The organism is Candidatus Saccharibacteria bacterium (genome assembly GCA_016700015.1).
In the GTDB taxonomy this organism is placed as follows: Bacteria; Patescibacteriota; Saccharimonadia; order Saccharimonadales; family Saccharimonadaceae; genus Saccharimonas.
The window spans coordinates 448,015-469,940 of the sequence record CP064995.1 but is presented as its reverse complement, the minus strand read 5'-3'; the positions used below and the strand labels follow the sequence as shown (position 1 = coordinate 469,940).

Here is a 21,926-nt window from a genome sequence, read left to right as displayed (position 1 = left end):
CTACTATAGGCATATGCGGCTTAGCCTAACCCCTAGTATTTTTAGTTACAAAAAGAAATATCTTAAATCAGACATCATCGCGGCGCTGCTGGTAACGGCAATTGCTATTCCTGAATCACTTGGGTTCGCGGTAATCGTAGGTTTACCGGCAGTCACCGGTCTTTATAGTGCGCTTTTTGCGCCGATTGTATTTGGGCTGCTCGCCAGCACGCGCCGCCTGGTGGTTGGTGCTGATTCGGCGACAGCTGCCTTGATTGCCGGAGGTGCCGTGCTAGTGGCGCAATCGGGAACGGCAGAGTATGCGGGTGCTGTGACGCTCATCAGTATTTTGACTGCAGTGCTGCTTTTCATGATGGCCGCCTTCAAGCTAGGGTTTCTCGCCGATCTTATATCTCGCCCTGTGATGGTCGGATTTTTGGCAGGAGTCGGTGTTCAGCTTATCGTCACCAAACTGCCAGAAATGCTCGGAATTAGTGCTAAGGGTGATCTATGGGCACATGTTAGTGCGGTTTTTAGTAATCTAGGCTCGATGAACGGCATGACAGTAACCGTATCGATACTCGTGGTTGGCATTATTGTACTGACGCGCGCAACCAAGATTCCGGGAGAACTAGGCGGGTTGTTGTTAGCCGGCGTGTTTGCATGGGGATTTCATATTGCCGATTATGGCGTGAAGCTTGTCGGCGCACTTCCCCGCGGCCTGCCCGCTCTTGGAATACCCGAGCTGAATATCGGGACAGTTGTTTCGCTACTTCCCGCTGCACTGTCGATTGCCCTAGTAGTACTGGCGCAGAGTTCGGCAGTGATCCGTAGTTTGGCGGCCGAACATGATGACAGGTTGCGACTCAATCAAGACTTGTTTGCGCTCGGCTCAGCCAATCTTGCTTCGGCGATGAGTCACGGCTTTGCTATTAATGGCAGCCCACCTAGAAGTATTGCGAGCGACCTGGCTGGAGGGCACACGCAGCTTGTTAACATACTGATGGGTGTACTTGTCGGTGCAGTGCTACTATTTGGCGGTGACTTATTTGGCTATGTTCCGCAAGCTGCATTATCGGCAGTGGTGTGTATGATTGGGCTGCGGCTTATTCGACTTCAGGAGCTGCGCTATATTTGGACAATGCATAGAATTGAATTCTTTGTGGCTATGATCGCCCTTGTGGTGACGGCATTATTCGGAGTATTACAGGGTATATTGATAGCTGTGATTGTATCGCTGATGGAACGTTTAAGCCGCCAGTACCGCCCGCGTGACGAGATTTTGCTGCGTGACGGTAGACTTTCTAGCTGGGCTCAGCAGAGAATTACTAACCATGATCATGAAGATAATCACCCGCGCGGACTATTAGTGTATAGTTTCGAAAACTCGTTATTCTTTGAAAATGTAATGTATTTTTGTTCGCAGCTTCGCCGCGCTGTTGATGAAGCCAAGGAGCCTGTACACTATGTCGTAGTTGACGCGGGGGCGATCGACAGCATTGACTACACCGCAGTTGAACAAATCAAACAACTTTATCGTCAATTTGGCGCTGATGGTATTAAACTAGGCTTCGCCCACGTTTCGCCCAATCTTTATGAGCAGTTTGATGACTATGGCATGACCGATCTTGTTGGGGAGGAGAATCTCTTCTCAACTCTAAACGCTGCTATTACTGGGCACACTCATCATCGTCACTCGGTGATAGAGCGAGTAAAGGCACTCAATCTTCCCCCAGATAGCTATGTTGTCATTGGAGGAGCAGTGCTTGATGCGCTTCACCTCCGCAATACATCTGACATAGATCTTGTAGTGAGCGATGACACATATGCGAAGTTTCGAGATGAAAAGCGTTGGCAGCAATACACACAAGATAATGGCAAACGGATTTTGTCTCGTGATGGCTATAATTTAATGCATACATGGATGGGAAAGTCATTCAAAAAATTGTCGAGCGATGCCCAGATGATTGATGGGGTGCGATGTATGTCGGTCGAGGCATTGGTTGAAATAAAAAAACACCTAGGTCGGCGTAAGGACATGTCTGATATTGTATTGCTCCATGACTACCAGCGTACTCATCGATCGTAGTTGATGGTGCTGGAAGCGGCTTTATGAGCGTATTGCCTTCCGAGCCATTTATACATTTCGAGTACGATGATTGGGATGATAAAAGAGACCAGTGACACGTAAGCGAGGTCGCCAAGAGCGATAGTGGTAACGTGCAGTAGGCTGCTGAGTGGACCAAACACTGCGATTGTTTGCATCGATACGGCAGCGATCAGACCAACGTAGAATGCTGGATTTGGCTTTGCGAGGCGCTGCCATAGTGGTTCGCGGTCGCTACGGGCCACAAAAGCGTTTGCCCACTGCATTGTGACGAGTGCACTAAAGGCAATTGTTCGGGCGTAGTCATGCCCCTGGTTGGCGGCGTAGGTACTATAAAGATAAAGTGTTAGTATCGCCATAATACCAGCAGCTACCAGAATTCTCCCGATCATAAACCGAGTGAGGAGCGGAGCGGCGGCTGGACGAGGTGGCGACGTCATAGTATGACGCTCACCAGGCTCTAGTCCAAGAGGAATTACCATGCAGGTGTCGGTGACGAGGTTTATCCAGAGAATTTGGACTGGTGCTAGGGGAAGCGGTAAACCGATCAAGAGCGAACCGATAGAAACAACAACTTCACCAAGGCTTGTCGCCAACAAGTACACGACCATTCGCTTGATATTAGCATAGACTATTCTTCCTTCACGTACGGCAGTGATGATTGAGCGAAAGTTGTTATCGAGCAAGATAATATCCCCTGCGTCTTTTGCGATTTGTGCGCCAGAACCCATTGCGATTCCCACGTGCGCGTTTGTCAGTGCCGGTACGTCATTAACACCATCACCAGTCATAGCGGTGATGTTATCGCGCTTTAGAATTGCTAGTATACGGTGTTTGTGCTCTGGCGCCACTCGCGAGAATACGCGCACATTATCGAGCTCTAATGAAAGCTCGTCGTCAGACATATGTGACATGCGGCGGCTGTCGAATACTTGATCTCTCCCTGAAATTAGTCCGAGTTGTTTAGCAATATGAAAGGCTGTTTCAAAATGGTCGCCCGTAATCATACGGATAGTAATACCGGCTCGCTGGGCGGTAGCGATGGCCGTGCGCGCTTCTGGACGTAGCACATCAGCTACAGCTACAAAACCATCGAATGTCAGGCGGTGCTTATTAGGGAGGCTATGTAGCGATGAGAGATTATGACTTAGTTGGGTGTGCGCAAGGGCAAGCACACGGTAGCCCATGCCTGTCATATGATGGAGCTGTATGATGGCCTTCTCTCGCTCGTTTTCGGTCAAATCACTCTTTTCGAGAATTCGTTCAGGTGCGCCTTTTACCGAAAGCATGTAGGCTGAGCCATGATGATGGAGTGTACCGCTCATCGATAGTTCGTGCTCAAACTCGTAGACGTGATTGGGTGTAGGGCTAGCGTTTTCGTGATGAGCTGCAATGTACTCTTGAAAGGCTATGTCGAGTGGATCGTGAACGGTTGTGCTATGACGCGGAGGTATTGTTGCAGCTGCTAGAGTTCTAGCGACTCTGTCATGACTTCCGCTTGGATGCCACAACTCCCGTACAGTTAGTTTATTTTTTGTGAGAGTGCCGGTTTTGTCGGTGGCGATAGTCGTGATGGTACCGATCGATTCGATAGCGCCCATGGTGCGTACGAGCGCTCGTCTAGCGGCCATTCGACGCATACCAAGAACGAGAATTACCGTGATAGCAATCGGCAGACCTTCCGGCACAGCGCTCACACTCAGTGCTATCACAAAGCGCAGTGCTTCGGTGACTTCAATGCCCCTGTAAAGTGAAAGAGCGAATGCAACAATAGCAACAGCAGCAACGATGCCAATTAGTTTTGTGATAAGCCCATCTATCTTCTTGCGCACCGGGCTATCGACACCTACCTCGCTTGAAAGATCGGCGATTTTTCCGAATTCGGTGTCATTTCCTGTGGTCGTCACGATGGCTGTCGCCGACCCGCCGACAACGAATGAGCCCTGGAATATCATATTCGATTGCTCGTACACCTCTTTTTCGCCGTGAAGAGCGACGGTTTCTTTGCTAATCGGAAGTGACTCCCCTGTAAGTTGCGACTCATCGACACGCAGCGACGCAACCTCCATGAGTCGTGCATCGGCCGGGACTTTGTCTCCCTCTTCCAGATATATAATATCGCCCGGTACTAATGCTGAGGCTTCAAGCAGGCGTGTTTCGGATTTGCGGCGCACACTGACATAAATAGCACGATGTTTTTGTAGTGAGCGTAGCACTCGCTCGGTTGAAAAGCGTTGGACATAATAAATCCCAGCACTCACCGTGATGATAAGCCCAATGATGATTGCGTCGACAATAGCGTGGTGAAGTAGGCTGATGACAATGGCAACAACAAGCACTGCCATAAAGACCGAACGAAACGGCTCGATGGCCTTCACCCACCATGGCTCACTTCGCACACGAATGCTATTGGGGCCGTAGTGTGCCAGTCGCTCTTCCGCTTCAATTGCGGACAAGCCTGCAATATTACTATCAAGACCATGAAGTGTCTCGTCGACTGTCTGCGTGTAGTAAACCATTAGTAGTATTATAGCATCGCTTGCGTCTTTGGGCTGCCACTCGTATACTATGCTTATGGTTAATCAAAAAAAGCTACCGTCCGCAAAGCAAAAGTCTCGCAAAAATGTCGTTACTAAAAAAAAGTCTCCCTCTTCGGTAAAGGTTGACTACTATCCCAATCGTATGACGGTCGCCGTGTCGGCGCTTGCTGGCACTATATTAGTATTGATGGCGATTATCGCTGTGCTTGGATCACAATAAACGTAGAGTATCTATCGCATCAAGTGATTTTGGATTATAATACACGACATGAAAGTACGCATTGAGATTGATACAAAGACGTTCGTACGTTTTTGGCTTGTAGTCATTGGATTTGCCTTCGTGATTTTAGCGCTGTATAGCGCAAGAACAGCTCTAACAATTCTCGGTGTCGCACTTTTTCTTGCTCTTGCGCTTGATGGCCCTGTTAGTCGGCTGGCGCGTCGATTGCCAGACCGTAGTCGAACCCTTAGCACAGCGATCGCCTTTACAGTTGTTGTAGCACTTCTAGCTGCAGTTGTTTTTCTTGTTGTGCCGCCTATCGTGCAGCAAACTGCCAAATTTATCGATTCGGCTCCTAGTCTCGTTAAGACAATGTCGGAACAGTGGGATGGTCTCGGTGCGCTCATCGATAAATATCATATACAGCCGCAAGTTGATCAAGCCGTCAAGTCAATCCAGGCCGACTCCACGCGTTGGGCGGCTGGGTTTGGAAGAAACTTCATATCTGGGCTTGGTTCTGCGATGTCATTATTCGCGGCTACTCTGCTTGTACTCGTGCTTACTTTCCTTATGCTAGTTGAGGGGCCAACTTGGCTACAGAAGTTATGGGGACTGTACCGGAACGAACGAAAAGTGAAGTATCACAAGCACCTTGTAAGTCGCATGCATAGTGTTGTATCGGGCTATGTCACCGGGCAACTGACGGTCACTGGTATCGATGCGCTGTGTGCTGGGGCGACAGTATTTATTCTCAGCTTATTCTTTCCAGAAGTGCCGGCTAACCTTGCATTACCGACTATTGCTATCACGTTCACGCTCGCGCTTATCCCGATGTTCGGCGCAACAATCGCCGGTGCGATAGTTTCGCTGCTACTACTTCTCAATAGTGTGCCGGCAGGAATTATTTTCGCAGTGTATTTCATGATTTATCAGCAAGTCGAGAACAATTTCATCTCACCCACTATTCAGGCTCGTCGCATTGAACTCTCCCCTCTTGCAGTACTAGTAGCGGTTACAATAGGGCTATACGTGTTTGGTATTGCCGGTGGAATCATCAGTATTCCCATCGCCGGCTGCCTAAAAGTATTGGTGGAAGAGTATCTAGCAAATAACCACGAAGAGCGCAAAGAAAACGAAAAACCTTTGGCTAAACTTGTTAAAAAACTTTCGGGCGAAGAGGCCTAGGAGTAGAGCCAAATAGTGTCGTATGGCGTGTCGCGTATAGCGATACCTTCCTTTAGTAACTCATCACGTAGTCGATCTGACGTTTGCCAATCATGGTTATCTCGGGCATGTCGGCGCTCCAATATAAGCCGTTTAGTTTTGTCATCGATATCAGGTGAATGAGCGGCGAGCTGAAGACCGAGTAGTTCGTCGATAGCCTCGATAAAACTAATCAGCCCATGCTGGTGTATCCGCTCCAGTGGGATAGTGTCGAGGCGAGCAAATGAGGCATCAATAATCTTCAGTGCCTCTGGCGTATTGAGGTTATTCGCAAGTGCTTCGCGCAGGGCATCGCCCCCAGCGACCAGCGAAACCGTACCGTCGTCACTGCGTTTCGTTGTGTCGTCATCGAGTCTGTCGTGGGTTTGGTGTCGCAGCGCCGCGTAGCTACGCCAATTGCTCAGCCGGTTTTTTGCAGCCGCTAGGTTATCGAACGTGAAGTTACCTTCGTTGGTAAATTGGCTTTGCAGTATGAACATGCGCAGATCCATGGCATCAAAGCCGCGGTCGGCTAGATCATGAAGCGTGTAGCCATTGCCAAGGCTTTTGCTTACCTTACCACCATCGATCTTGAGATGGTTGTTATGGAGCCAGTAGTTGGCGAATTTTTGCCCACTGGCCGCTTCGCTCTGGGCAATTTCGTTGGTGTGGTGGACTGGTATATGGTCGATGCCACCGGTATGAATGTCGATGGTTGACCCCAAAATGTTCATCGCCATCGCCGAGCACTCAAGGTGCCAGCCCGGGAAGCCCATTACTTTATTGCTATGTTCCCCGCTTGCGTCATCGGCTTCGCCTGTGGCTTGCCACGTAGCTGCGCTGGTTCGCGGGTCCTGTCGCTGTGATTCAGCATCTGCGAAAAATTGCTTCTGAGCAATTTCTTCTTGATGCTCGGATTCTCGCACCACCCGCTCGATCCCATTTGCCTGGATAGTATGCGGCTCATGGCCGGATGTTGGCACATATGGCGGCAACTCCAACAAGTCATCGGGTGTTTGCCACTGCATATCTCGTTTTTCACCCGCTGGTGTAAATTTCCATAGCGCAAAGTCCCAGGGTTGGCGTTTTTCATTGTTCACTTCCACGCGAGCGCCCGCTTTTTGGGCCTCAAGGTCGAGTCGAGCGAAGTCGGCATAGGTTGGAAACTTGCTAGTATCAAAGTAGATGCCGTCGGTAGTCTGGTATGTATAGCCTTTTTCTTTCAGTACGCGTACGAGGTCGAGTTGTTGCGGGATGAAATCGGTCGCTTTGACGAGGTGTTCGGGCATGACCATGCCCAGCTGCTCCATACCATTCATGAAATCTTCGGCATAAAATTCTGCAATTTCCCAGGCGGTTTTGCCTTCCCGACGTGCGCCCTTTTCAAGCTTGTCTTCGCCGTCATCCGCATCACTCACAAGGTGGCCAACATCGGTAATGTTCATGACGCGCTCGACCGTGTAGCCCTCGGCTAGTAGTGTACGAACGAGAATATCCCAGTAAACGAATGATGTCCAGTTGCCGACATGCGGAAGGTCATAGACGGTAGGGCCGCAGGTATAGAGCGTTACTTTATTCTCGGATAATGGCACGAAGTCATCAGTATGACCGGTGAGCGTGTTATGAAGCTTGAGAGCCATGGTATTCCTTTAGTGCTTTATCGGTTGCATCAAGTAGTTCTCGCATGCTTTTGTCGTAGTCTTCATGGATTTTGTAGCCGGCTGCATAGCTATGGCCACCACCACCAAAGTAACCAGCAATTTGGCTCGCAACTGGTGTATTGCACCGCAACTTCCCTGTCAGCTTGCCGTCTGGGTAGGTTTTAATAGCGCAGGCAACTTCGACACCATCAACAAGACGCATCTCATCAAGCACCAGTACGCTCGGATTATAGCGATCACTATATTCAGCTATATCTTCCCAGGGGATGTGCACTGTCGCCAATTTGCCATCTAAATGGTACTCAATCCGCTCAATCAACTGCGCCTTATACGCCAATATATCGGCAGGTTTTTTCATATACTCACGGCGGCGTAACTCGATCTCAGAGGGAGCTGCGCCCGCAGCAACGAGGGCCGCCACGGCCTGAAATGTTGCCGCCGTGGCCGATTGTGTTGTCATGCCGAGGGTATCGGAAGCGATAGAGATATAGAGCTGCTCGGCAGCCATCGGTGTTACAGCCCAGCCGGCTATGCTCGCAAGCTCGGCTATCATCTCACCAGTTGAGGCGGCACTTGGTGACATGACAAACTCATGTTTGAAGGAAAGGTCATTCATGCTGTTGTCTTCATCACTCTCGCCATGATGGTCGAGTACGATAACCGGATGCGATTCAAGGAAGTGCCGTACGCCAGGTGTCGCGAGTGCTTTTTCGATCAGGGCCTCAGCCGCAGTATCGACAATAACTGCACAATCTGCGTCGAAGGCAAAGTTGCTGACAACTCTATCCCATCCCTGTATATAACGTAGGTATTTAGGCATATCGGTTGCGCAGTACAATGTGATGGTTTTACCTTGCTCGGCGAGCAGTTCTTCAAGTGCTAGAGAACTACCTAGGCTATCACCGTCGGGGTTTTCGCCCTGAATGACAATAATATGCGAGGCTTGAGCAAAGGTTGAAAGCACTTTTTCGTACATTAGCATTAGTATACCACATCTGTTCAACTTGACTAAATAGCATAATAGGAGTATAATATAAGGATTAGGTTTGACCTAAATTCACCCCCCAATCAGGACACTCCCTCTAGAATTAATCCTTTCTCTTTTGCAACTTGTAATGAACTTTTGTAGCCGAGGATCTTCCTCGGCTTGTTGTTAATGCGTGCTAGCGCATTGTCAACATCCGTTTGTGTCACTGTAGCAAAGTCGGTGCCCTTCGGGAAGTAGCGACGCAGCATCTTGTTGGCATTCTCGACACTGCCTTTTTGCCAAGAGGAATAGGGGTCAGTAAAGAAGACGGGCGCGCCCGTCTTATTAGTGACGAGTGCGTGGCGCCTGTTCTCGATGCCGTTATCGGTCGTCATACTGCGAACCCCCAGCCCACTCGCGAGTCGCGAGATGGTGTGTGCGTACGGCTCTGGCTTCAGGTTAGGTACGAGCTTCGCTCGTACCAGTCGTGAAGACCGTTCGGTAAGGACAGCGAGTGCAGAGGCGCTCCCTGGGTGCTTGCTGCTCACGACGCTGTCGTATTCACAGTGACCGGTCTCGGCTCGGTCTAGAGCGACCAGCGGTCGCTCTGTGACGGAAGTGCGGTCGGGAATCATGACGTGACCCGCCCTGAGTTGTCTGCGTGGTTTCTTGCGGTAACGCTTCGAGTACAGCAACGGGCAGTACTGTTGTCCCCAGGCACTGCGCAACCATTCATAGATGGCCGTCTTGCTGGCATAGATACCAAGCGCTGAGTTGGCTCTGAGATAGCCGGCTATCTCGTCTGGATTCCAGTGCTCAGAGAGTTTCAGGACGATGAACGAGCGAAGCTCGTCATTGTCTTGAATCTTCTTGCCTTGGTAGCGAGCATACTTACGCCGTACATAGGCTTTGTGTTTGGCGTGGGTAGCGACGTATCTCCCATCCTTGAGGCTATTGCGTTGCAGCTCGGTCGCAATGGTATTGGGACTGCGCCCCAATGCACGGGCGATGGCCCGTGCAGAATAGCCTTTGGTATGGAGGATGTCTATCTCGCTTCGCTCGGCATCCGTTACCTTTGATGCTTTCTTCATGGTGTGTATTGTCTAGCATCGGGTGTCCTGATTCAAAACGGAATGGAGGTGAATAGAGCAGAACGAGTCGAAGGAGGGCTAACATGGCACGTCCTGGAAGACAGCGACAGCGTGGTCGCTCAGGTCGACCATTGGTGTCGACATGGAGCTCGCGTCCGCCACGGTTCACTATCGCGTGGGCATACGGCGAGCTCGAGACGAATCATGAGAAACGACACACCCCGGCTTTCAGGTGGGCACTCGAGCAAGCCCGTGCGACCGACAAGGGGCACGAGCGCGAGTACCCGGCGAGCGACTATGAGTTTTTCATTCGAGACCTGCTACTCCAGCTCGCCGAAGAGAACATTCGAGGCTGGATGGGTGCCTATAAGACTCGCACCGCTTCGCCGCGAGTTGACTAGCCTTCCCATACCCCGCATATCCTACCAGCTAGGACGTGCGGGGTTTTTCTTATAATGTCCGTCTTCCTTCAAGCGCGTGACCAAGCGTAATCTGGTCGGCGTATTCAAGGTCAACACCTACCGGGATCCCACGGGCTAGGCGCGAGAGTTTGGTATCGATGTTAGCTTCTTTTATTTGACGCTGAATATAGAGTGCGGTCGACTCACCCTCGACGCTGGCATTTGTGGCAATAATCACCTCTTCTACATTATCGGCTTTTAGTCGAGCAACTAACTCGGCGACATGCAGTTGTTCGGGGCCAACACCGTCAATTGGGCTAATCGCCCCCCCGAGAACATGGTAGGTTCCTTTGTATTGACCGGTTCTCTCAAGTGCAACAATGTCGAGCGGTTCTTCTACTACTGCCACCAGCTGCTTATTGCGGTCGGCATTTGTGTAGAGCGGCGACACCTCTTGGTCTGGGTCGATGAGCGCAAATGTTACCGGGCACGTTCTCACTCCAGCGTGAAGCCCGGCGATCGTTTGCGCCAGTCGTTCAGATGTACGCGGCTCACTGCGCAATAGAAAATACGCATAGCGCTCGGCAGTTCGTGCGCCGACACCAGGTAAGCGTCCCAGTTCGTCGATCACCGACAATAATGCTTTCGGTAGTAATTGACTCATGAAGTCAGGTGCCACTGGCCCTATAGGCCAAGTTTGCCCAGGCCGCCCATTAGCGGCTTCATTTTTTCTGCAGCGATTTCTTGGGCTTTTGCCATGCCGTCGCGAATGGCGATTTCGAGCCAGTGCTCGAGTTCGTGAATATCATCTAGGTCGACATACGCTGGGTCGATTTTGATGCTTTTTACTTTCAACTCACCAGTAATTTGCACGACAACTGCACCGTCGCCAGCTTCAACTTCGACAATTTCATTTGCCAGTGCTTTTTGTGCCTTACGCAAATCATTTAGCATTTTCATTTGATCCAGTGCCATGGGTTTTCCTCCGTAATATGTTGGGACGTATTATACCTTATTTCGAGGCAGTTTTATAGATGTAGAACCGATCACTATTCTCTGTCATGCGGTTGCTAACAATTTGCGTCGGTTCGGTAGTTGGCTTAGCGAGGCGGTAGGCATTGTGACTGAGTATAGTGACTGGCGCAGAAACAGGATTACCAATTTGCGTCACAGTAAAACGCTTGTCGTAATGAGCCATAAGGGCATAAAACGCCACCTCCTCTTTGGCGACAACGAGCTTTGTCGTCGTCGGCGAAGCTTGGTTTGCGGCTAGAGCATGACGTAAATGACGTACATCGGTGCTGTAGTGCGACAAAATTGCGCCATTATACAGGTAGTTACCCGTAAAACGGATAACTCCTGAGTAGACGATACCAACAATCAATACGCCAAGCGGCACTAGTCCCGCAATACGGGCATAGGGATTACGCGGAAAAAGCTTATACCAATCAGTGATGAGCGTCGCCACACCGAGCGCGATCATGAGGCAAGCGAGCGGGAAGAGGTCATACAAGCGCTCTGGATTTAGCAGAACGAGCGGCGCCATGACGAGACCTAGTATCAGGGCGATATAGCTTCGAGCTGTATATTTATACGTAATAAGTTTATATACGCCAACTAGTATAAGTAGAAAAAGCCCAAGTGAATAAGCAGGGCGGAGAAAATAGGTTGTAGATTGTGCGGTATAACCAAACAAGTCGAGGACAACTTCGGTAAGATTCCTCATCAAGTGGATTTCACCTACCGGCAGACCGATTAGTGTGAACAAGACATTTCGATCGATGATTGCTGCGTAGATAAGGGGCGTCAGTGAAACGAGTGCCAGAAAAATCCCAATCCATAGCCTTGGACGCGAAAAACGCAGAATAGTATAGCGTATGTGTGGATGAAAGAACGCCGTCGTGAGGATTGCGATAACCAGATAGATCCCAAGTGGCGTATAAAGAGCTGTCGCCATGAGTACCCCGGTCATAACCTTCCATAGCGTGCTGAATGCCTTGTTGCGTGTGACGTAGGTGGAGGCAAATAATAACCATATTGTGACGAAACTATACATAATATGAGGTGTTCCATCTTGAAGTAAGAATAGGAACTGAGTCGATGTTGCCGCGGTGATGGTTGCGATGATGGCCACGTTGCGACGAAACCAGGTGCGCACTAACAAGAAAATTCCGATTGTTGTCAAGGTAGCAATGATAATGGATGGTAGCTTGATAGTCACGATTGATACGCCGAAAAGAATAAATATTACTCGCTGGAGAATATGATATGGCAAGTCAATGACCATACTTGGTTCGAGTGTTTCCATAGACAAGCTACCGCTCTTTATCGCCGAGTCGAGCTCGGCTTGGCGTAGGGCGCCAGGCACATGCAGGCCGACCAAGTAAAACACGGCGCCAATAGCCGCCACCATCACGGCATAGCCGATAAGATACCGCCATCGGTATAACATATAGTCAGTGACATGCTTCAGCATAACTAATAGGTATTATAGCATAACGGCTATCTATTCACGGCGTTTGTCGAGCGACATGAAGCGTAGGCGCTCTGGGTGGAAGTACAGCTGAACCTTGCCGACGGGTCCGTTGCGGTGTTTCGCAATAATAAGATCGGTAATGTTTTGCATGTCAGGGTTATCTGGCTCGTAGTAGCCTGGGCGGTAGATAAAGCTGACAAGATCGGCATCTTGCTCAATGCTTCCCGACTCTCGCAGGTCTGATAGCTGCGGGATGGGTGGGTTACGGCTTTCTACCAAGCGGCTTAGCTGGCTGAGTGCAATCAGCGGCACATTCAGTTCGCGGGCGATCAGCTTGAGACCGCGGCTGATTTCGCTCACCTCTTGCACACGGTTGCCTTTGTAGTCACCGGTAGACTGCATCAGCTGCAAGTAGTCAACCACAATGAGTCCGAGCGGTTGATCATGCGCCGCACGGCGAGCCTTGGTGCGCATTTCGAGCACACTGAGTCCTGGTGTATCATCGATAAAAATCGGCGCTTCAGCCATTTCACCCATGGCTTCACTAATCTTGCTAAAATCTTCGTCACTTAGGTTGCCAGTGCGGATATTCCAACTATCGACACCGCTGGCATCGGCTAACATACGGTCGATGAGCTGTTCCTTACTCATCTCGAGGCTAAAGAATAACACTGGCAGCTTTGCGATCGTAGCGACATTATACGCCAGGTTGGTGACGAGCGTCGTCTTACCCATCGCAGGGCGGGCGGCGATAATAATGAGGTCGCTGCGCTGCAAGCCGGCCGTCATGTTGTCGAGATCGCGGTACCCAGTGCGAATGCCGCGCAAAGCGCCTTTATTGCGGTGTAATTCCTCGATACGATCAAAACTTTCAGTCAGAATACTTTCGATACTCACGAGGTCTTGCTTGAGCGATTGGTCGCTGACGCTAAAAAGTTCCGCTTCAGCCTTTTCAAGCAGCTCTTGAGTGGTTGTTTCCTCGTCGAAGCCCATTTCACCAATCTGTGCACTGGCGCGAATCAAGCGACGCCGTACGGCTTTTTGCTGTACGAGTTCGGCATAGGCACGGGCATTTGCCGCGGTAGGGACGTAGTTGGTTAGTTCGGTCAAATAAGCGCTGCCACCTACCTCCCCGAGCTCATCTTTCTTCTTTAGTTCTTCTGAAAGAGTCAGTAGGTCGACGGGTTTGTGGTGCTCATAGAGACGCATCATTGCAGCGTAAACAGTCATATGCCGCTTATCATAAAAATCCTTGGCGGTGACAACTTCGCTAATATCGGCAAGGACTTCTTCATCAATCAACACAGCTCCGAGCAAACTCATTTCAGCATCGAGTGACTGGGGCGGGATCTTACCTGCAGGGGTTTGCTTCTTCTCGGCCATTATAGTACTACTTCTTCTCCTCCGCCCATAATAGCAAGTACGGCAGCCGTTTTACTATCACGAGCGGGTTTGGTTTTGGCAAGAATAGCAATATCGGCGTCTTCTATGCCGACCTCCTGTAAGGAAGCGGCAATCTGAACAAGCGATTTTTCGATTTGTTTTTTCGTGAAGGGTTTGCCAGCATAGATCGTGAGGTGATTTTTCGAGTAGCTATACCCGCAGCGAGCGAGTAAGGTTGCAGCGCCGATTGATTGTTTGCGCATCGCCGCTAGAAAATCAGTCAGAGGAAAGTCCATTTCATCTGAAGTAATTGTAGTTGTGGTTGTTGATGCTACAGGCTCGACGGCAGCGGCAGTCACATTTTTTTTGACCAACGGAGGGGTGGGCTCTGGCGCTACTTCTTGTGGCTTTTCGGCTGGTTGGATCTGCGGCTTTGGTGGCGCAGCGGCCGTTGTGCTCGTTTTGGTAGCCCGGACCGAGCCAGCCAGTGCAACCAGTAACTTCATATGCGGCCAAGCACTGCGCGATACATCGAGTAATTTATCGAGGAGTGGTAGTAGCTGTGGATGGGTAACGACACGGGTGCGAATAGTGCGAATCAGTTGTTCGGTGAGCACGCCCGCGGGAGTACCACGCGCTTCACTATCATCAACAAGGCGCACGACGGCTGCGAGATCACCGGTCTGAGATGCCTCGAGCAGTCGTTCTACCGTGTCGGCATCGGCAAGTCCCAGTACGCCTTCAACAAGTTCGCGGCTAATTGTGTCGTCACTGAGACTCTGTAGTTGATCGAGTATGCTCACACTATCACGAAAACTGCCGTTTCCATGATGAGCAATGAGTGCAATTGCTTCGTCATCAATGGCAATCTGTTCGGCATCAGCGATCCTGCGTAAATTCTTTGCGGCATCGCTCTCGGTAGCGGCACGGAAATTAAACCGCTGCACGCGGCTAATAATGGTGGGAGGCAGTTTATCGGCATCTGTGGTGGCGAGAATAAATACAACATGCTCTGGCGGCTCCTCAAGCGTTTTGAGGAGTGCATTGAAAGCTTGCTTACTGAGCATGTGTACTTCGTCGATAATATAGATTTTCTTACGCGCGCTGGTGGGGGCGATTTGTACTTTTTCGCGTAGGTCACGAATATCATCGACGCCATTATTGCTGGCGGCATCGATTTCTATAATGTCGAGGTGGGTCGATTCGTCGGTGTAAGGCAGTTGGTTTATTTCATGCGCCAGAATACGAGCGATACTGGTTTTACCCACGCCTTTTGGCCCGGTAAACAAATATGCGTGCGCTACACGGTCGGCAGCAATAGCCCGGCGTAAAATGTCGGTAATGTGCGACTGCCCGACGATTTCGTCGAGCGATTTACTGCGGTACTTTCGATATAACGCCTGCCCCATTGCTTCTATTATATCGTTTTGAGCCAGGAAATACTGTTGTTGAATTGGCTTACAAATGAGTATGCAAATACATGATTTAGCTAATTATGTAACTATTATGTATAATATGATAATTATGTGGAGAAAACGAAGCGGAACGAGTAATTTCGATAACTGTTCACTAAAACGAGTGCAGTATGTTGAGTGGATGGAAGTAATGCGCGGTGACGAAACGCTTAATATTTCTACAAAAGCATTCAAGTCCGGCGATACTGTCCTTAAATCTACGGGGGTAAAGCCTATCTTAACCTGTCCAAAACTCACCGAACTTGGCGTAGATGTACGATCAGACAAAGAGAGACGTGCATGGGGATATGATACCAGAGCTGAAGCACTCCAGAATATACGTAAAATAGCGGGTCTAACGGTCTGCGCAAGCTGCGAATTTGTCGGTATGTCAGCTGTAGATGTAGCCAATAGGCGCCGCGCAACAGCCGAAGCCGAACAGCGCGCGCTGATCGCAGAAGCGAATTTAAAAGCCTTACAGTCGAAAGTTGCAAATGGCGAAGCTATTATCCAAGACCTTCCTCCCGAGGGTGGGCTGTATCCGCGCACTTGAGACCCGCCTCGTGTGTACTTATTTGCTATTCGATTCTAGCTCGGCCAAATGATAGCAGGCGCCACACAGGGCTCGGTACGTCGTGACGGGTCGCTCAGTTTGTAAGGTTCCCTCTTCGTCGATAGCAGTTTGTTCACCTACGAAAGTAAAATTGCCATTTATGAGGCGGGTATTAAACCGCGCCGCACTGCCACACTCCCCAGGCAGGTAGCCATCGCAAATGCTCGTTAGCCATACATTTTCGTCGGCGAGTTCCCTAAGGCGCAGTGAGCCCGGGAAGAAGCGGCGCTGGAAATCCGTCTCAATGCCATAGGTGTACACTGACACGCCATATTCGTCAACAAGGTCGCGAAACTGTTCTGCCTGCTCGGGTGTAATGAACTGCGCCTCGTCGCACAGTAGCGCTAGGCGGGTTGCTTGCGGATGTAACAGCTGGGCGTAGGCGTGCATACGCTCTACGGCATTGTTGCCAGGTTCGAGCAAAAAGTCGACATCTTCTTGGATTTTGCCTTTAAACCGTGTTTCGATGCGTTTTTCGGCTTTGGTATCGACTGGCGATTTGCAAGCAATAACGCCAAAATGTCTCCGCGCCAAGTTGTAGCGCATGCGCATGGCTTCGAGTGTTTTACCACTACCCATGGCTCCAATAGTATTGATAAATTCTGCCATTCTACTTGTCAGTATAGCCTAACCGCATGCTTCGCTTCGGCGTAGATTTTACAATACGAAAAAGGCCACCGAAATAGCTTAGCCTGAGATGCTCCTATGAAGCTATCTCGGCGAGCCTTTTTTCGGTGGCACTAGAAGAACGTCCAGGATGCCATGGCTTCCAGCCATTGCCAGTGAGTGGAGAAGATGAATCCCCAGAAAGCACTGACAATGAAGCTATATGCGATCAGCGTGATGGTGATAACCGATTCCTCGGTTCAAGGCTAGCGGCCTCGATTGTCTCGGCGCCCCCTATGACGACAATAAGCGCAATCAGGATGAGCCAAGACAACGGATGGTTGACCAAGTTTACTACGAGCATATACTTCTCCTCACAGTGATAGATTGGGTCAAGCAAGGACGATCATTATCATTAAAGCAGAATATTTAGTTATTGTCAATGTAGGTTACCTGAATTAATCCCCATAGATTCCTTACCGTGGACAATCACCCGCGCCATCAATAGTAGCCTCTGCCTAGACGGCCATAGCCCATAATAAAAAAGAGGACGTTCCGTGTCTTTAGTCGTTGATCGCTGGGAATCAAAGTGCGGCTGCCTAATCGCCGACAGGGCTAATAAACTTAGCCATTTACCTCATGTATTAAAGGGGGTGGGCAGTAAAGAGAATTCCGATGACTATGTTGTGGGTGGTTTTACAATGAAATACTGCGCAGGCTTAGTCTGCGCAGTTAGTGGTCAGAATAGGGATTCTTCTGACAGTTTTGACTTGTTCTTGTATAGGTAGTCCTGGCCGGCCAGAATCACCAGGCAGCAAGCAAGAACAGCCAGTGAGCCAAATGCCACACGCGGCCCGCGCTCATCGCCAAGCACGGTGAGTCCAAGACCGATAGCTGTGCCGAATGCGCTTGCCGTGCCAATCAGCGCGAGCGGAACGGTAACACCGATGAACAGCACGGCCATCAGTGTGTCGTTTAGCGCACCGATCAGCCAGCGTACAGCACGCCGCAAGCGCTGAATGACCATCAGAGCACCATCCAGTTGGCAATCAGCAGGTACGCACCGGCAAAGACCATGGCGACGCCGGTGTAGAACGCTATGGTCGCCCAGCGCTCAAGCCCGGCACTGGCGAATGTGCCCGCAGCCAGAAGGTATCCACCAGCTATGAGGATAAGAATGAGCAATGCCATGACGACTCCTCTACTCGAAAGAACAACCCTTAAATACTATTTATACCACAAAAAGACACACATGCAAATACAGCAGGTGTGCCAAATGTGTGATGCGACGTGCGGCTAGAGTGCTGCTTCGACAGCTGCCCAGGTAGCGTCTGGGTTGTCTTCGGGAATGATGATGGTGACTTGGTCGCCAATATTGATACGGAAATAGGTCACGCTGGCAAGCAGAATGTGGTACTCGCGGCCGCTCGCTTCGACATAGTAGGCACCGTCGTGTTGAACGAGTGTACCAATCACTTGCTTGCGTGGGATCGGACCGATTTGCTTGTAAATAAAGCCGCCATCGTCGGCGATGGTGAGCTTCAGTATGTCACCTTCAACCAGCTTACTCTTGCTTGCGTAGTTGGCGGGCACGGGGTAGCTTTTGCCGTCTGGGCCGATCATGACCTGGCCGTCAAACACGCCTTCGATCACTTTACCACTGACTTCTTCGCGGCTACTGGTAGGCGTGACCACGGTTCCATCATCGCCGATAATACTAATCAGCAGCTCTTTAGCGGCCGCTAGGTTGGTTTCTGCTTCCTGAATGAGCGACTTGAGCCGCTTGACTTGTTTTTCTGGTAATTCAGACATATTAGTTCTCGCAATCCTTGTCTGTTTTGTGTAGTAATACCCTCATTATATACCGCGTGCGAGGCGTGGTGTCAACCCCGAAATTTTCCACACGGTAATATGAGGTAAAATAAAAGTCGTTGTAATTTTTATATGTGGCTAGACCATGTTCTGTGTAAGTTTGCTATGCCACAAATGAAACGACCCGGCCGCTCCAATCCCTGTAGGGAAAGGAACGGTCGGGCCGTAGTGGCGCCTAGAAGGCGCCCGAGGTGAGCCGAGCCTGCTGGTGGCGAGTTCGCCCACCGCGGTAGCCGGTGACGCGGCGCTCTTCGTCCTCCGGCACCCGCAGGTGCGGCGGCAGCACGACTCGCGGCCTGTCGGGCCGGGGTGTCCATGCATGCCGTTCGTGCTCGGCTCGCTGGCGCATTGCCAGGCCGAAGTTGCGCTCGGGGGCGACTGGGGCGATGGGCTCCTTGTCTTCGACAAAGGCCATCGCCTTGTCCATGGCGGCGAGCATCTCGGCGTCCTGCCGACACCACTCTGCCTCGCGGCGGCGCGCTTCGCGCTCCCACTTGGCGATGCGGAACCGCTCACGGGAAGTGAGCGAGTTGCGATACGCCCGCGGCGGGCGCCAGTCGACCGTGTCCGCCACGCCCTCAGCGAGGGTGAAGACGGCCATCTGGTCCTGGCGCCGGGCGCGCTTCTCTGCCCGGCCCTGCTTGCGCCACTTGTCGTACTTCACACCCGCCTTCGGGTGTGAGCTGTCTTCGACAAGGTTGCCGTGCTCGTCGAACACCACGATCTTCGCCATGAACGCGGCGCGGTTGGCGGCCGCACGATGGCGGACGACAGCGATGCTCTTCGGCGACTGCGGACGACGGGCTGTGCTGGTACGAGCCACGGTGCTCCTTACTAGATGGATTATGGCTTACTATATACCATTATAGCACGACAATCATAAAAAGTCAAGCATTTTGACCTACCTGAGACTACCCCACAATACAAAACCACCCCGTATCACTACAGAGTGGCTATTGCATCAACAAATGTGGTCGCCCCGTAAAGTACAACGATGCGTAGCATCGGCTTTAGGGGGTGGTATAACTTACTACGCGAGCTCGACAGCTGCGCCAGCTTCTTCAAGAAGCTTCTTGGCGTTTTCGGCGTCGTCTTTGCTGGCTTTTTCAAGAATAACACTTGGTACGTTGTCGACTAGTGCTTTTGCCTCACCAAGGCCAAGGCCGGTGATTTCTTTAACTGCTTTGATGACGGCAACTTTTTGTGCCCCACCGTCTTTCAGGTTGACGGTGAATTCAGTTTTTTCGTCTGCAGCTGCAGCGCCAGCGTCAGCAGCTGGGCCGGCAGCAACAGCAACTGCAGCAGCAGCTGGCTCAATGCCGTATTCGTCTTTGAGGACGTTCTTTAGTTCGTTTACTTCAAGTACAGTAAGCTTTGTAAGCTCTTCTGCAAGTTTCTTTACGTCTGCCATGTCAAGTGTCCTTTCATGGGATAGTTATCGATTGATGAATTGTCCAGCCCGCCGTAGGCAACGGTACGGGTACCGGCTTTAGGGGGTGAATGATGTTTGCAGCTTACGCTGCAGCTTTGGCTTCGACACCGTCGAGCAACGCATGGAGGTTGCCAGAGAGTGCATTGGTGACATCGTGAACTGGTGAAAGCAATTGCGCCACCACTTCGGCGATAAGCTGGTTCTTGCTTGGCAAGCCAGCAAGCGCGGTGACATCGGCAGCAGACTGCGTGACGCCTTCGCCACTGAAGCCCGCCACAAGACTGAGCTCGGGATGGGTTTTGGCAAAGTCGTTCAGCACCTTTGCTGGCATGACTTCATCGCTATCGCTAAATGCGTAGAGCAGCTGACCCACAAGTGCATCGGTAGATGCGCCTTTGTAGGTAGCATTGTCGCCCATTGCAACGCGCACTAGGCGGTTCTTGACAACTTTAATTGTCACACCAGCCTCGCGGGCGCTTTTGCGCAGTGCCTGCAGATCAGCGACGCTGATACCCTGGTACTTTGCAACAGCCGTGCCTTTTGCGTTTGCGAATAGCTCGCTTAGTTCACCGACCAAAGCTTGTTTCTTATCTTTGCTAATAGCCATAGATAGAGTTCCTTTACTTTGATTTGGTATTCGACCACATTGTTAAGTTTCGACATATGGTGAGCAACAAAAAATCTTTGGCGCTCACCAAAGACCATGGAAAAAGTGTAATTCCCTCGGTAGCATTCTTATCGGCACACTGGCCCGCTACTGTCTTTGGTAATGTCTACAATGGAGTATAGCAGCTAGCCTCATTATTTTCAATATCATTTATCAGTTCAAGAATAAACTTGCGAACTGTGCTATAATATGTCACCGAATGAAAAGAGTAATAAAAATGTTGGGCTGTGAATACACCGAAGCAGCCCAGGCGCCTAGTAGCGATATCGACGTACTTAATCAGCCGGTCACGCTAGCGTGGGATATGCCAGATACTAACGACGATGCTGTTAATTATTTGCCGACGCCACTCGACCCATACGCTGTCAAGCTAGCTGGGGGTGCGCTTTATACTGAAGCAGCAAAGATTAGCCTTAGGGCGCGGGTACTTAGCATGTGTCAGGCAGCGGGTGTGCCAGAACCTTACTTTACGAAAATTGTTGATGAAATCGAAAAACAAATTACCATTCGGTGCAGCCATAATAGTGTTGGTTACGAACGGCTATATGCAGCAGTTCACGCCCGTAGGCCATCAGCTGCTATGCTAGAGACTATCCAAGATGCACGCGCTGGTGTGGCATCGTTTGCTGAACTTGTAGCGCTGATAGCTGAGTACCCTGAAATGACAAGTGTTGAAACTCATAAATTAACACTGCCATTCAGCCAGGCGCAACTTGCCGAGCTCGACACACAGGTGCAGCAGCAGCTAATGGATCTCCAGAAGGCTGGTCGGGCTGTCATAGGCTGGCGAAACCCCGAAGGCGGCGATTTTGGCAGCTGGCAGTTCTTAGATGACACGGGTGTTTTAGTACAAAAACGTGTCGCAGCTGAGGTTAATACTCCTGGTAATAGGTTCGAACTTATACGTAAGGCTACGGTGGTATTGCTCGCAGATGATGTTGAACTCGTTGACGTGCAGTCGAACCTTCAGCTTGTTACGCTCCCTAGTGGCGAAGAGCTCTTCATCAATGCGCAGCCGCTGAGCGTTAGCTATTATTTGCGCAGCTATGATTACAAAGATCGGTTGAATTACCACGAGCGTTCGGCCGATTTCCACCCAATTGTTGGCGCAAAGGCGGTCGCCGCCGCTCTCGCCGACTACGACGTAGCGCTCATAGGGCAAGAAAATGCCAAAGTACTGCTTAAAATCCCCGATAAAGATGCTCGCGATACGGTCTACGCATCTCTTATCGCTGGCCTAGAAAAACACTAAAT

Annotated in this window: 22 protein-coding genes and 1 other annotated feature; of the genes, 6 read left to right on the top strand and 16 right to left on the bottom strand. The window is 50.7% G+C overall.

All coding sequences use genetic code 11. From position 1 onward, the window contains the following. Positions 1 to 13: 13 nt before the first annotated feature. On the top strand, positions 14 to 2,068 hold the full coding sequence (locus IPM09_02635) for a SulP family inorganic anion transporter (protein QQS22414.1): 2,055 nt from the start codon (positions 14 to 16) through the stop codon (positions 2,066 to 2,068). Here IPM09_02635 and IPM09_02630 read toward each other — a convergent pair. Continuing rightward, on the bottom strand, positions 2,056 to 4,605 hold the full coding sequence (locus IPM09_02630) for a cation-transporting P-type ATPase (GenBank protein ID QQS22413.1): 2,550 nt from the start codon (positions 4,603 to 4,605) through the stop codon (positions 2,056 to 2,058). The genes IPM09_02635 and IPM09_02630 overlap by 13 nt on opposite strands. 55 nt (positions 4,606 to 4,660) lie before the next feature. Here IPM09_02630 and IPM09_02625 point away from each other — a divergent pair, with 55 nt between their 5' ends. Together IPM09_02625 and IPM09_02620 are read left to right on the top strand one after the other, a co-directional pair. Next, positions 4,661 to 4,846 (top strand): hypothetical protein, encoded by a 186-nt coding sequence (locus IPM09_02625; GenBank protein ID QQS22412.1) that lies wholly within the window; start codon positions 4,661 to 4,663, stop codon positions 4,844 to 4,846. A gap of 48 nt (positions 4,847 to 4,894) precedes the next feature. After that, a complete protein-coding gene (locus tag IPM09_02620; protein ID QQS22411.1) occupies positions 4,895 to 6,031 on the top strand; it encodes an AI-2E family transporter in 1,137 nt (378 codons plus the stop codon). Here the strand turns inward: IPM09_02620 and IPM09_02615 are convergent. From IPM09_02615 to IPM09_02605, 3 genes are all read right to left on the bottom strand, one after another. After that, the gene (locus IPM09_02615) at positions 6,028 to 7,077 is read right to left on the bottom strand and encodes a class I tRNA ligase family protein (GenBank protein QQS22463.1); all 1,050 of its coding nucleotides are present in this window, start codon (positions 7,075 to 7,077) and stop codon (positions 6,028 to 6,030) included. The two genes, IPM09_02620 and IPM09_02615, sit on opposite strands and share 4 nt — an antisense overlap. 592 nt (positions 7,078 to 7,669) lie before the next feature. Next, the gene (locus IPM09_02610) at positions 7,670 to 8,686 is read right to left on the bottom strand and encodes a DHH family phosphoesterase (GenBank protein ID QQS22410.1); all 1,017 of its coding nucleotides are present in this window, start codon (positions 8,684 to 8,686) and stop codon (positions 7,670 to 7,672) included. 92 nt (positions 8,687 to 8,778) lie between these two features. Beyond that, positions 8,779 to 9,768 (bottom strand): IS30 family transposase, encoded by a 990-nt coding sequence (locus IPM09_02605; protein QQS22409.1) that lies wholly within the window; start codon positions 9,766 to 9,768, stop codon positions 8,779 to 8,781. 83 nt (positions 9,769 to 9,851) lie between these two features. Between IPM09_02605 and IPM09_02600 the strand changes: the two genes are divergently transcribed. Then, positions 9,852 to 10,169: a hypothetical protein gene (locus IPM09_02600; protein QQS22408.1), complete on the top strand. Its 318-nt coding sequence runs from the start codon at positions 9,852 to 9,854 to the stop codon at positions 10,167 to 10,169. Positions 10,170 to 10,218: 49 nt separating this feature from the next. Here IPM09_02600 and recR read toward each other — a convergent pair whose 3' ends face one another. Genes recR through dnaX form a run of 5 tightly spaced genes read right to left on the bottom strand, consistent with a single transcriptional unit; the run spans position 10,219 to position 15,437 of the window. Further along, entirely contained in the window at positions 10,219 to 10,833 is a 615-nt protein-coding gene (gene recR / locus IPM09_02595) for a recombination protein RecR (protein ID QQS22407.1), read from the bottom strand. A gap of 20 nt (positions 10,834 to 10,853) precedes the next feature. Further along, positions 10,854 to 11,144: a YbaB/EbfC family nucleoid-associated protein gene (locus tag IPM09_02590; GenBank protein QQS22406.1), complete on the bottom strand. Its 291-nt coding sequence runs from the start codon at positions 11,142 to 11,144 to the stop codon at positions 10,854 to 10,856. A gap of 37 nt (positions 11,145 to 11,181) precedes the next feature. Continuing rightward, positions 11,182 to 12,645 carry a glycosyltransferase family 39 protein gene (locus tag IPM09_02585; protein QQS22405.1) on the bottom strand — a complete coding sequence of 488 codons (1,464 nt, stop codon included), beginning with the start codon at positions 12,643 to 12,645 and terminating at the stop codon, positions 11,182 to 11,184. A 30-nt stretch (positions 12,646 to 12,675) separates the two neighbouring features. After that, the gene (gene dnaB / locus IPM09_02580) at positions 12,676 to 14,028 is read right to left on the bottom strand and encodes a replicative DNA helicase (protein ID QQS22404.1); all 1,353 of its coding nucleotides are present in this window, start codon (positions 14,026 to 14,028) and stop codon (positions 12,676 to 12,678) included. Continuing rightward, entirely contained in the window at positions 14,028 to 15,437 is a 1,410-nt protein-coding gene (gene dnaX, locus IPM09_02575) for a DNA polymerase III subunit gamma/tau (GenBank protein QQS22403.1), read from the bottom strand. Before dnaX ends, dnaB begins: the two co-directional genes overlap by 1 nt. A 115-nt stretch (positions 15,438 to 15,552) precedes the next feature. On the opposite strand from dnaX, the gene IPM09_02570 reads away from it, so the two are divergent. After that, complete coding sequence (locus IPM09_02570) at positions 15,553 to 16,035, top strand: hypothetical protein (GenBank protein QQS22402.1); 483 nt, start codon at positions 15,553 to 15,555, stop codon at positions 16,033 to 16,035. Positions 16,036 to 16,053: 18 nt separating this feature from the next. Here the strand turns inward: IPM09_02570 and IPM09_02565 are convergent, their stop codons facing one another. The 7 genes from IPM09_02565 to IPM09_02535 form a co-directional block, all read right to left on the bottom strand. Beyond that, positions 16,054 to 16,704: an AAA family ATPase gene (locus tag IPM09_02565; protein QQS22401.1), complete on the bottom strand. Its 651-nt coding sequence runs from the start codon at positions 16,702 to 16,704 to the stop codon at positions 16,054 to 16,056. A gap of 736 nt (positions 16,705 to 17,440) precedes the next feature. Then, on the bottom strand, positions 17,441 to 17,728 hold the full coding sequence (locus IPM09_02560) for a hypothetical protein (GenBank protein QQS22400.1): 288 nt from the start codon (positions 17,726 to 17,728) through the stop codon (positions 17,441 to 17,443). Next, a complete protein-coding gene (locus IPM09_02555) occupies positions 17,728 to 17,892 on the bottom strand; it encodes a hypothetical protein (protein QQS22399.1) in 165 nt (54 codons plus the stop codon). The genes IPM09_02560 and IPM09_02555 overlap by 1 nt, the downstream gene beginning before the upstream one ends. Before the next feature lie 105 nt (positions 17,893 to 17,997). Next, a complete protein-coding gene (locus IPM09_02550) occupies positions 17,998 to 18,513 on the bottom strand; it encodes a hypothetical protein (GenBank protein ID QQS22398.1) in 516 nt (171 codons plus the stop codon). Between the two features lie 235 nt (positions 18,514 to 18,748). Beyond that, positions 18,749 to 19,396, bottom strand: a complete 648-nt coding sequence (locus IPM09_02545; GenBank protein ID QQS22397.1) for a hypothetical protein — start codon at positions 19,394 to 19,396, stop codon at positions 18,749 to 18,751. 207 nt (positions 19,397 to 19,603) lie between these two features. After that, positions 19,604 to 19,984, bottom strand: a complete 381-nt coding sequence (gene rplL, locus IPM09_02540; protein QQS22396.1) for a 50S ribosomal protein L7/L12 — start codon at positions 19,982 to 19,984, stop codon at positions 19,604 to 19,606. 103 nt (positions 19,985 to 20,087) lie between these two features. Beyond that, the gene (locus IPM09_02535) at positions 20,088 to 20,612 is read right to left on the bottom strand and encodes a 50S ribosomal protein L10 (GenBank protein ID QQS22395.1); all 525 of its coding nucleotides are present in this window, start codon (positions 20,610 to 20,612) and stop codon (positions 20,088 to 20,090) included. A 59-nt stretch (positions 20,613 to 20,671) separates the two neighbouring features. Beyond that, positions 20,672 to 20,790, bottom strand: a sequence feature (ribosomal protein L10 leader region). A gap of 81 nt (positions 20,791 to 20,871) precedes the next feature. On the opposite strand from IPM09_02535, the gene IPM09_02530 reads away from it, so the two are divergent. Next, positions 20,872 to 21,924 carry a hypothetical protein gene (locus IPM09_02530; GenBank protein ID QQS22394.1) on the top strand — a complete coding sequence of 351 codons (1,053 nt, stop codon included), beginning with the start codon at positions 20,872 to 20,874 and terminating at the stop codon, positions 21,922 to 21,924. The last annotated feature ends 2 nt before the right edge of the window (positions 21,925 to 21,926 follow it).

Coding starts and splice junctions, on each gene's coding strand:
- IPM09_02635 (QQS22414.1), top strand. CDS start 14: ATGCGGCTTAGCCTAACCCCTAGTATTTTTAGTTACAAAAAGAAATAT.
- IPM09_02630 (QQS22413.1), bottom strand. CDS start 4,605: ATGGTTTACTACACGCAGACAGTCGACGAGACACTTCATGGTCTTGAT.
- IPM09_02625 (QQS22412.1), top strand. CDS start 4,661: ATGGTTAATCAAAAAAAGCTACCGTCCGCAAAGCAAAAGTCTCGCAAA.
- IPM09_02620 (QQS22411.1), top strand. CDS start 4,895: ATGAAAGTACGCATTGAGATTGATACAAAGACGTTCGTACGTTTTTGG.
- IPM09_02615 (QQS22463.1), bottom strand. CDS start 7,077: ATGCAGTGGCAAACACCCGATGACTTGTTGGAGTTGCCGCCATATGTG.
- IPM09_02610 (QQS22410.1), bottom strand. CDS start 8,686: ATGTACGAAAAAGTGCTTTCAACCTTTGCTCAAGCCTCGCATATTATT.
- IPM09_02605 (QQS22409.1), bottom strand. CDS start 9,768: ATGAAGAAAGCATCAAAGGTAACGGATGCCGAGCGAAGCGAGATAGAC.
- IPM09_02600 (QQS22408.1), top strand. CDS start 9,852: ATGGCACGTCCTGGAAGACAGCGACAGCGTGGTCGCTCAGGTCGACCA.
- recR (QQS22407.1), bottom strand. CDS start 10,833: ATGAGTCAATTACTACCGAAAGCATTATTGTCGGTGATCGACGAACTG.
- IPM09_02590 (QQS22406.1), bottom strand. CDS start 11,144: ATGGCACTGGATCAAATGAAAATGCTAAATGATTTGCGTAAGGCACAA.
- IPM09_02585 (QQS22405.1), bottom strand. CDS start 12,645: ATGCTGAAGCATGTCACTGACTATATGTTATACCGATGGCGGTATCTT.
- dnaB (QQS22404.1), bottom strand. CDS start 14,028: ATGGCCGAGAAGAAGCAAACCCCTGCAGGTAAGATCCCGCCCCAGTCA.
- dnaX (QQS22403.1), bottom strand. CDS start 15,437: ATGGGGCAGGCGTTATATCGAAAGTACCGCAGTAAATCGCTCGACGAA.
- IPM09_02570 (QQS22402.1), top strand. CDS start 15,553: ATGTGGAGAAAACGAAGCGGAACGAGTAATTTCGATAACTGTTCACTA.
- IPM09_02565 (QQS22401.1), bottom strand. CDS start 16,704: ATGGCAGAATTTATCAATACTATTGGAGCCATGGGTAGTGGTAAAACA.
- IPM09_02560 (QQS22400.1), bottom strand. CDS start 17,728: ATGGTCATTCAGCGCTTGCGGCGTGCTGTACGCTGGCTGATCGGTGCG.
- IPM09_02555 (QQS22399.1), bottom strand. CDS start 17,892: ATGGCATTGCTCATTCTTATCCTCATAGCTGGTGGATACCTTCTGGCT.
- IPM09_02550 (QQS22398.1), bottom strand. CDS start 18,513: ATGTCTGAATTACCAGAAAAACAAGTCAAGCGGCTCAAGTCGCTCATT.
- rplL (QQS22396.1), bottom strand. CDS start 19,984: ATGGCAGACGTAAAGAAACTTGCAGAAGAGCTTACAAAGCTTACTGTA.
- IPM09_02535 (QQS22395.1), bottom strand. CDS start 20,612: ATGGCTATTAGCAAAGATAAGAAACAAGCTTTGGTCGGTGAACTAAGC.
- IPM09_02530 (QQS22394.1), top strand. CDS start 20,872: ATGAAAAGAGTAATAAAAATGTTGGGCTGTGAATACACCGAAGCAGCC.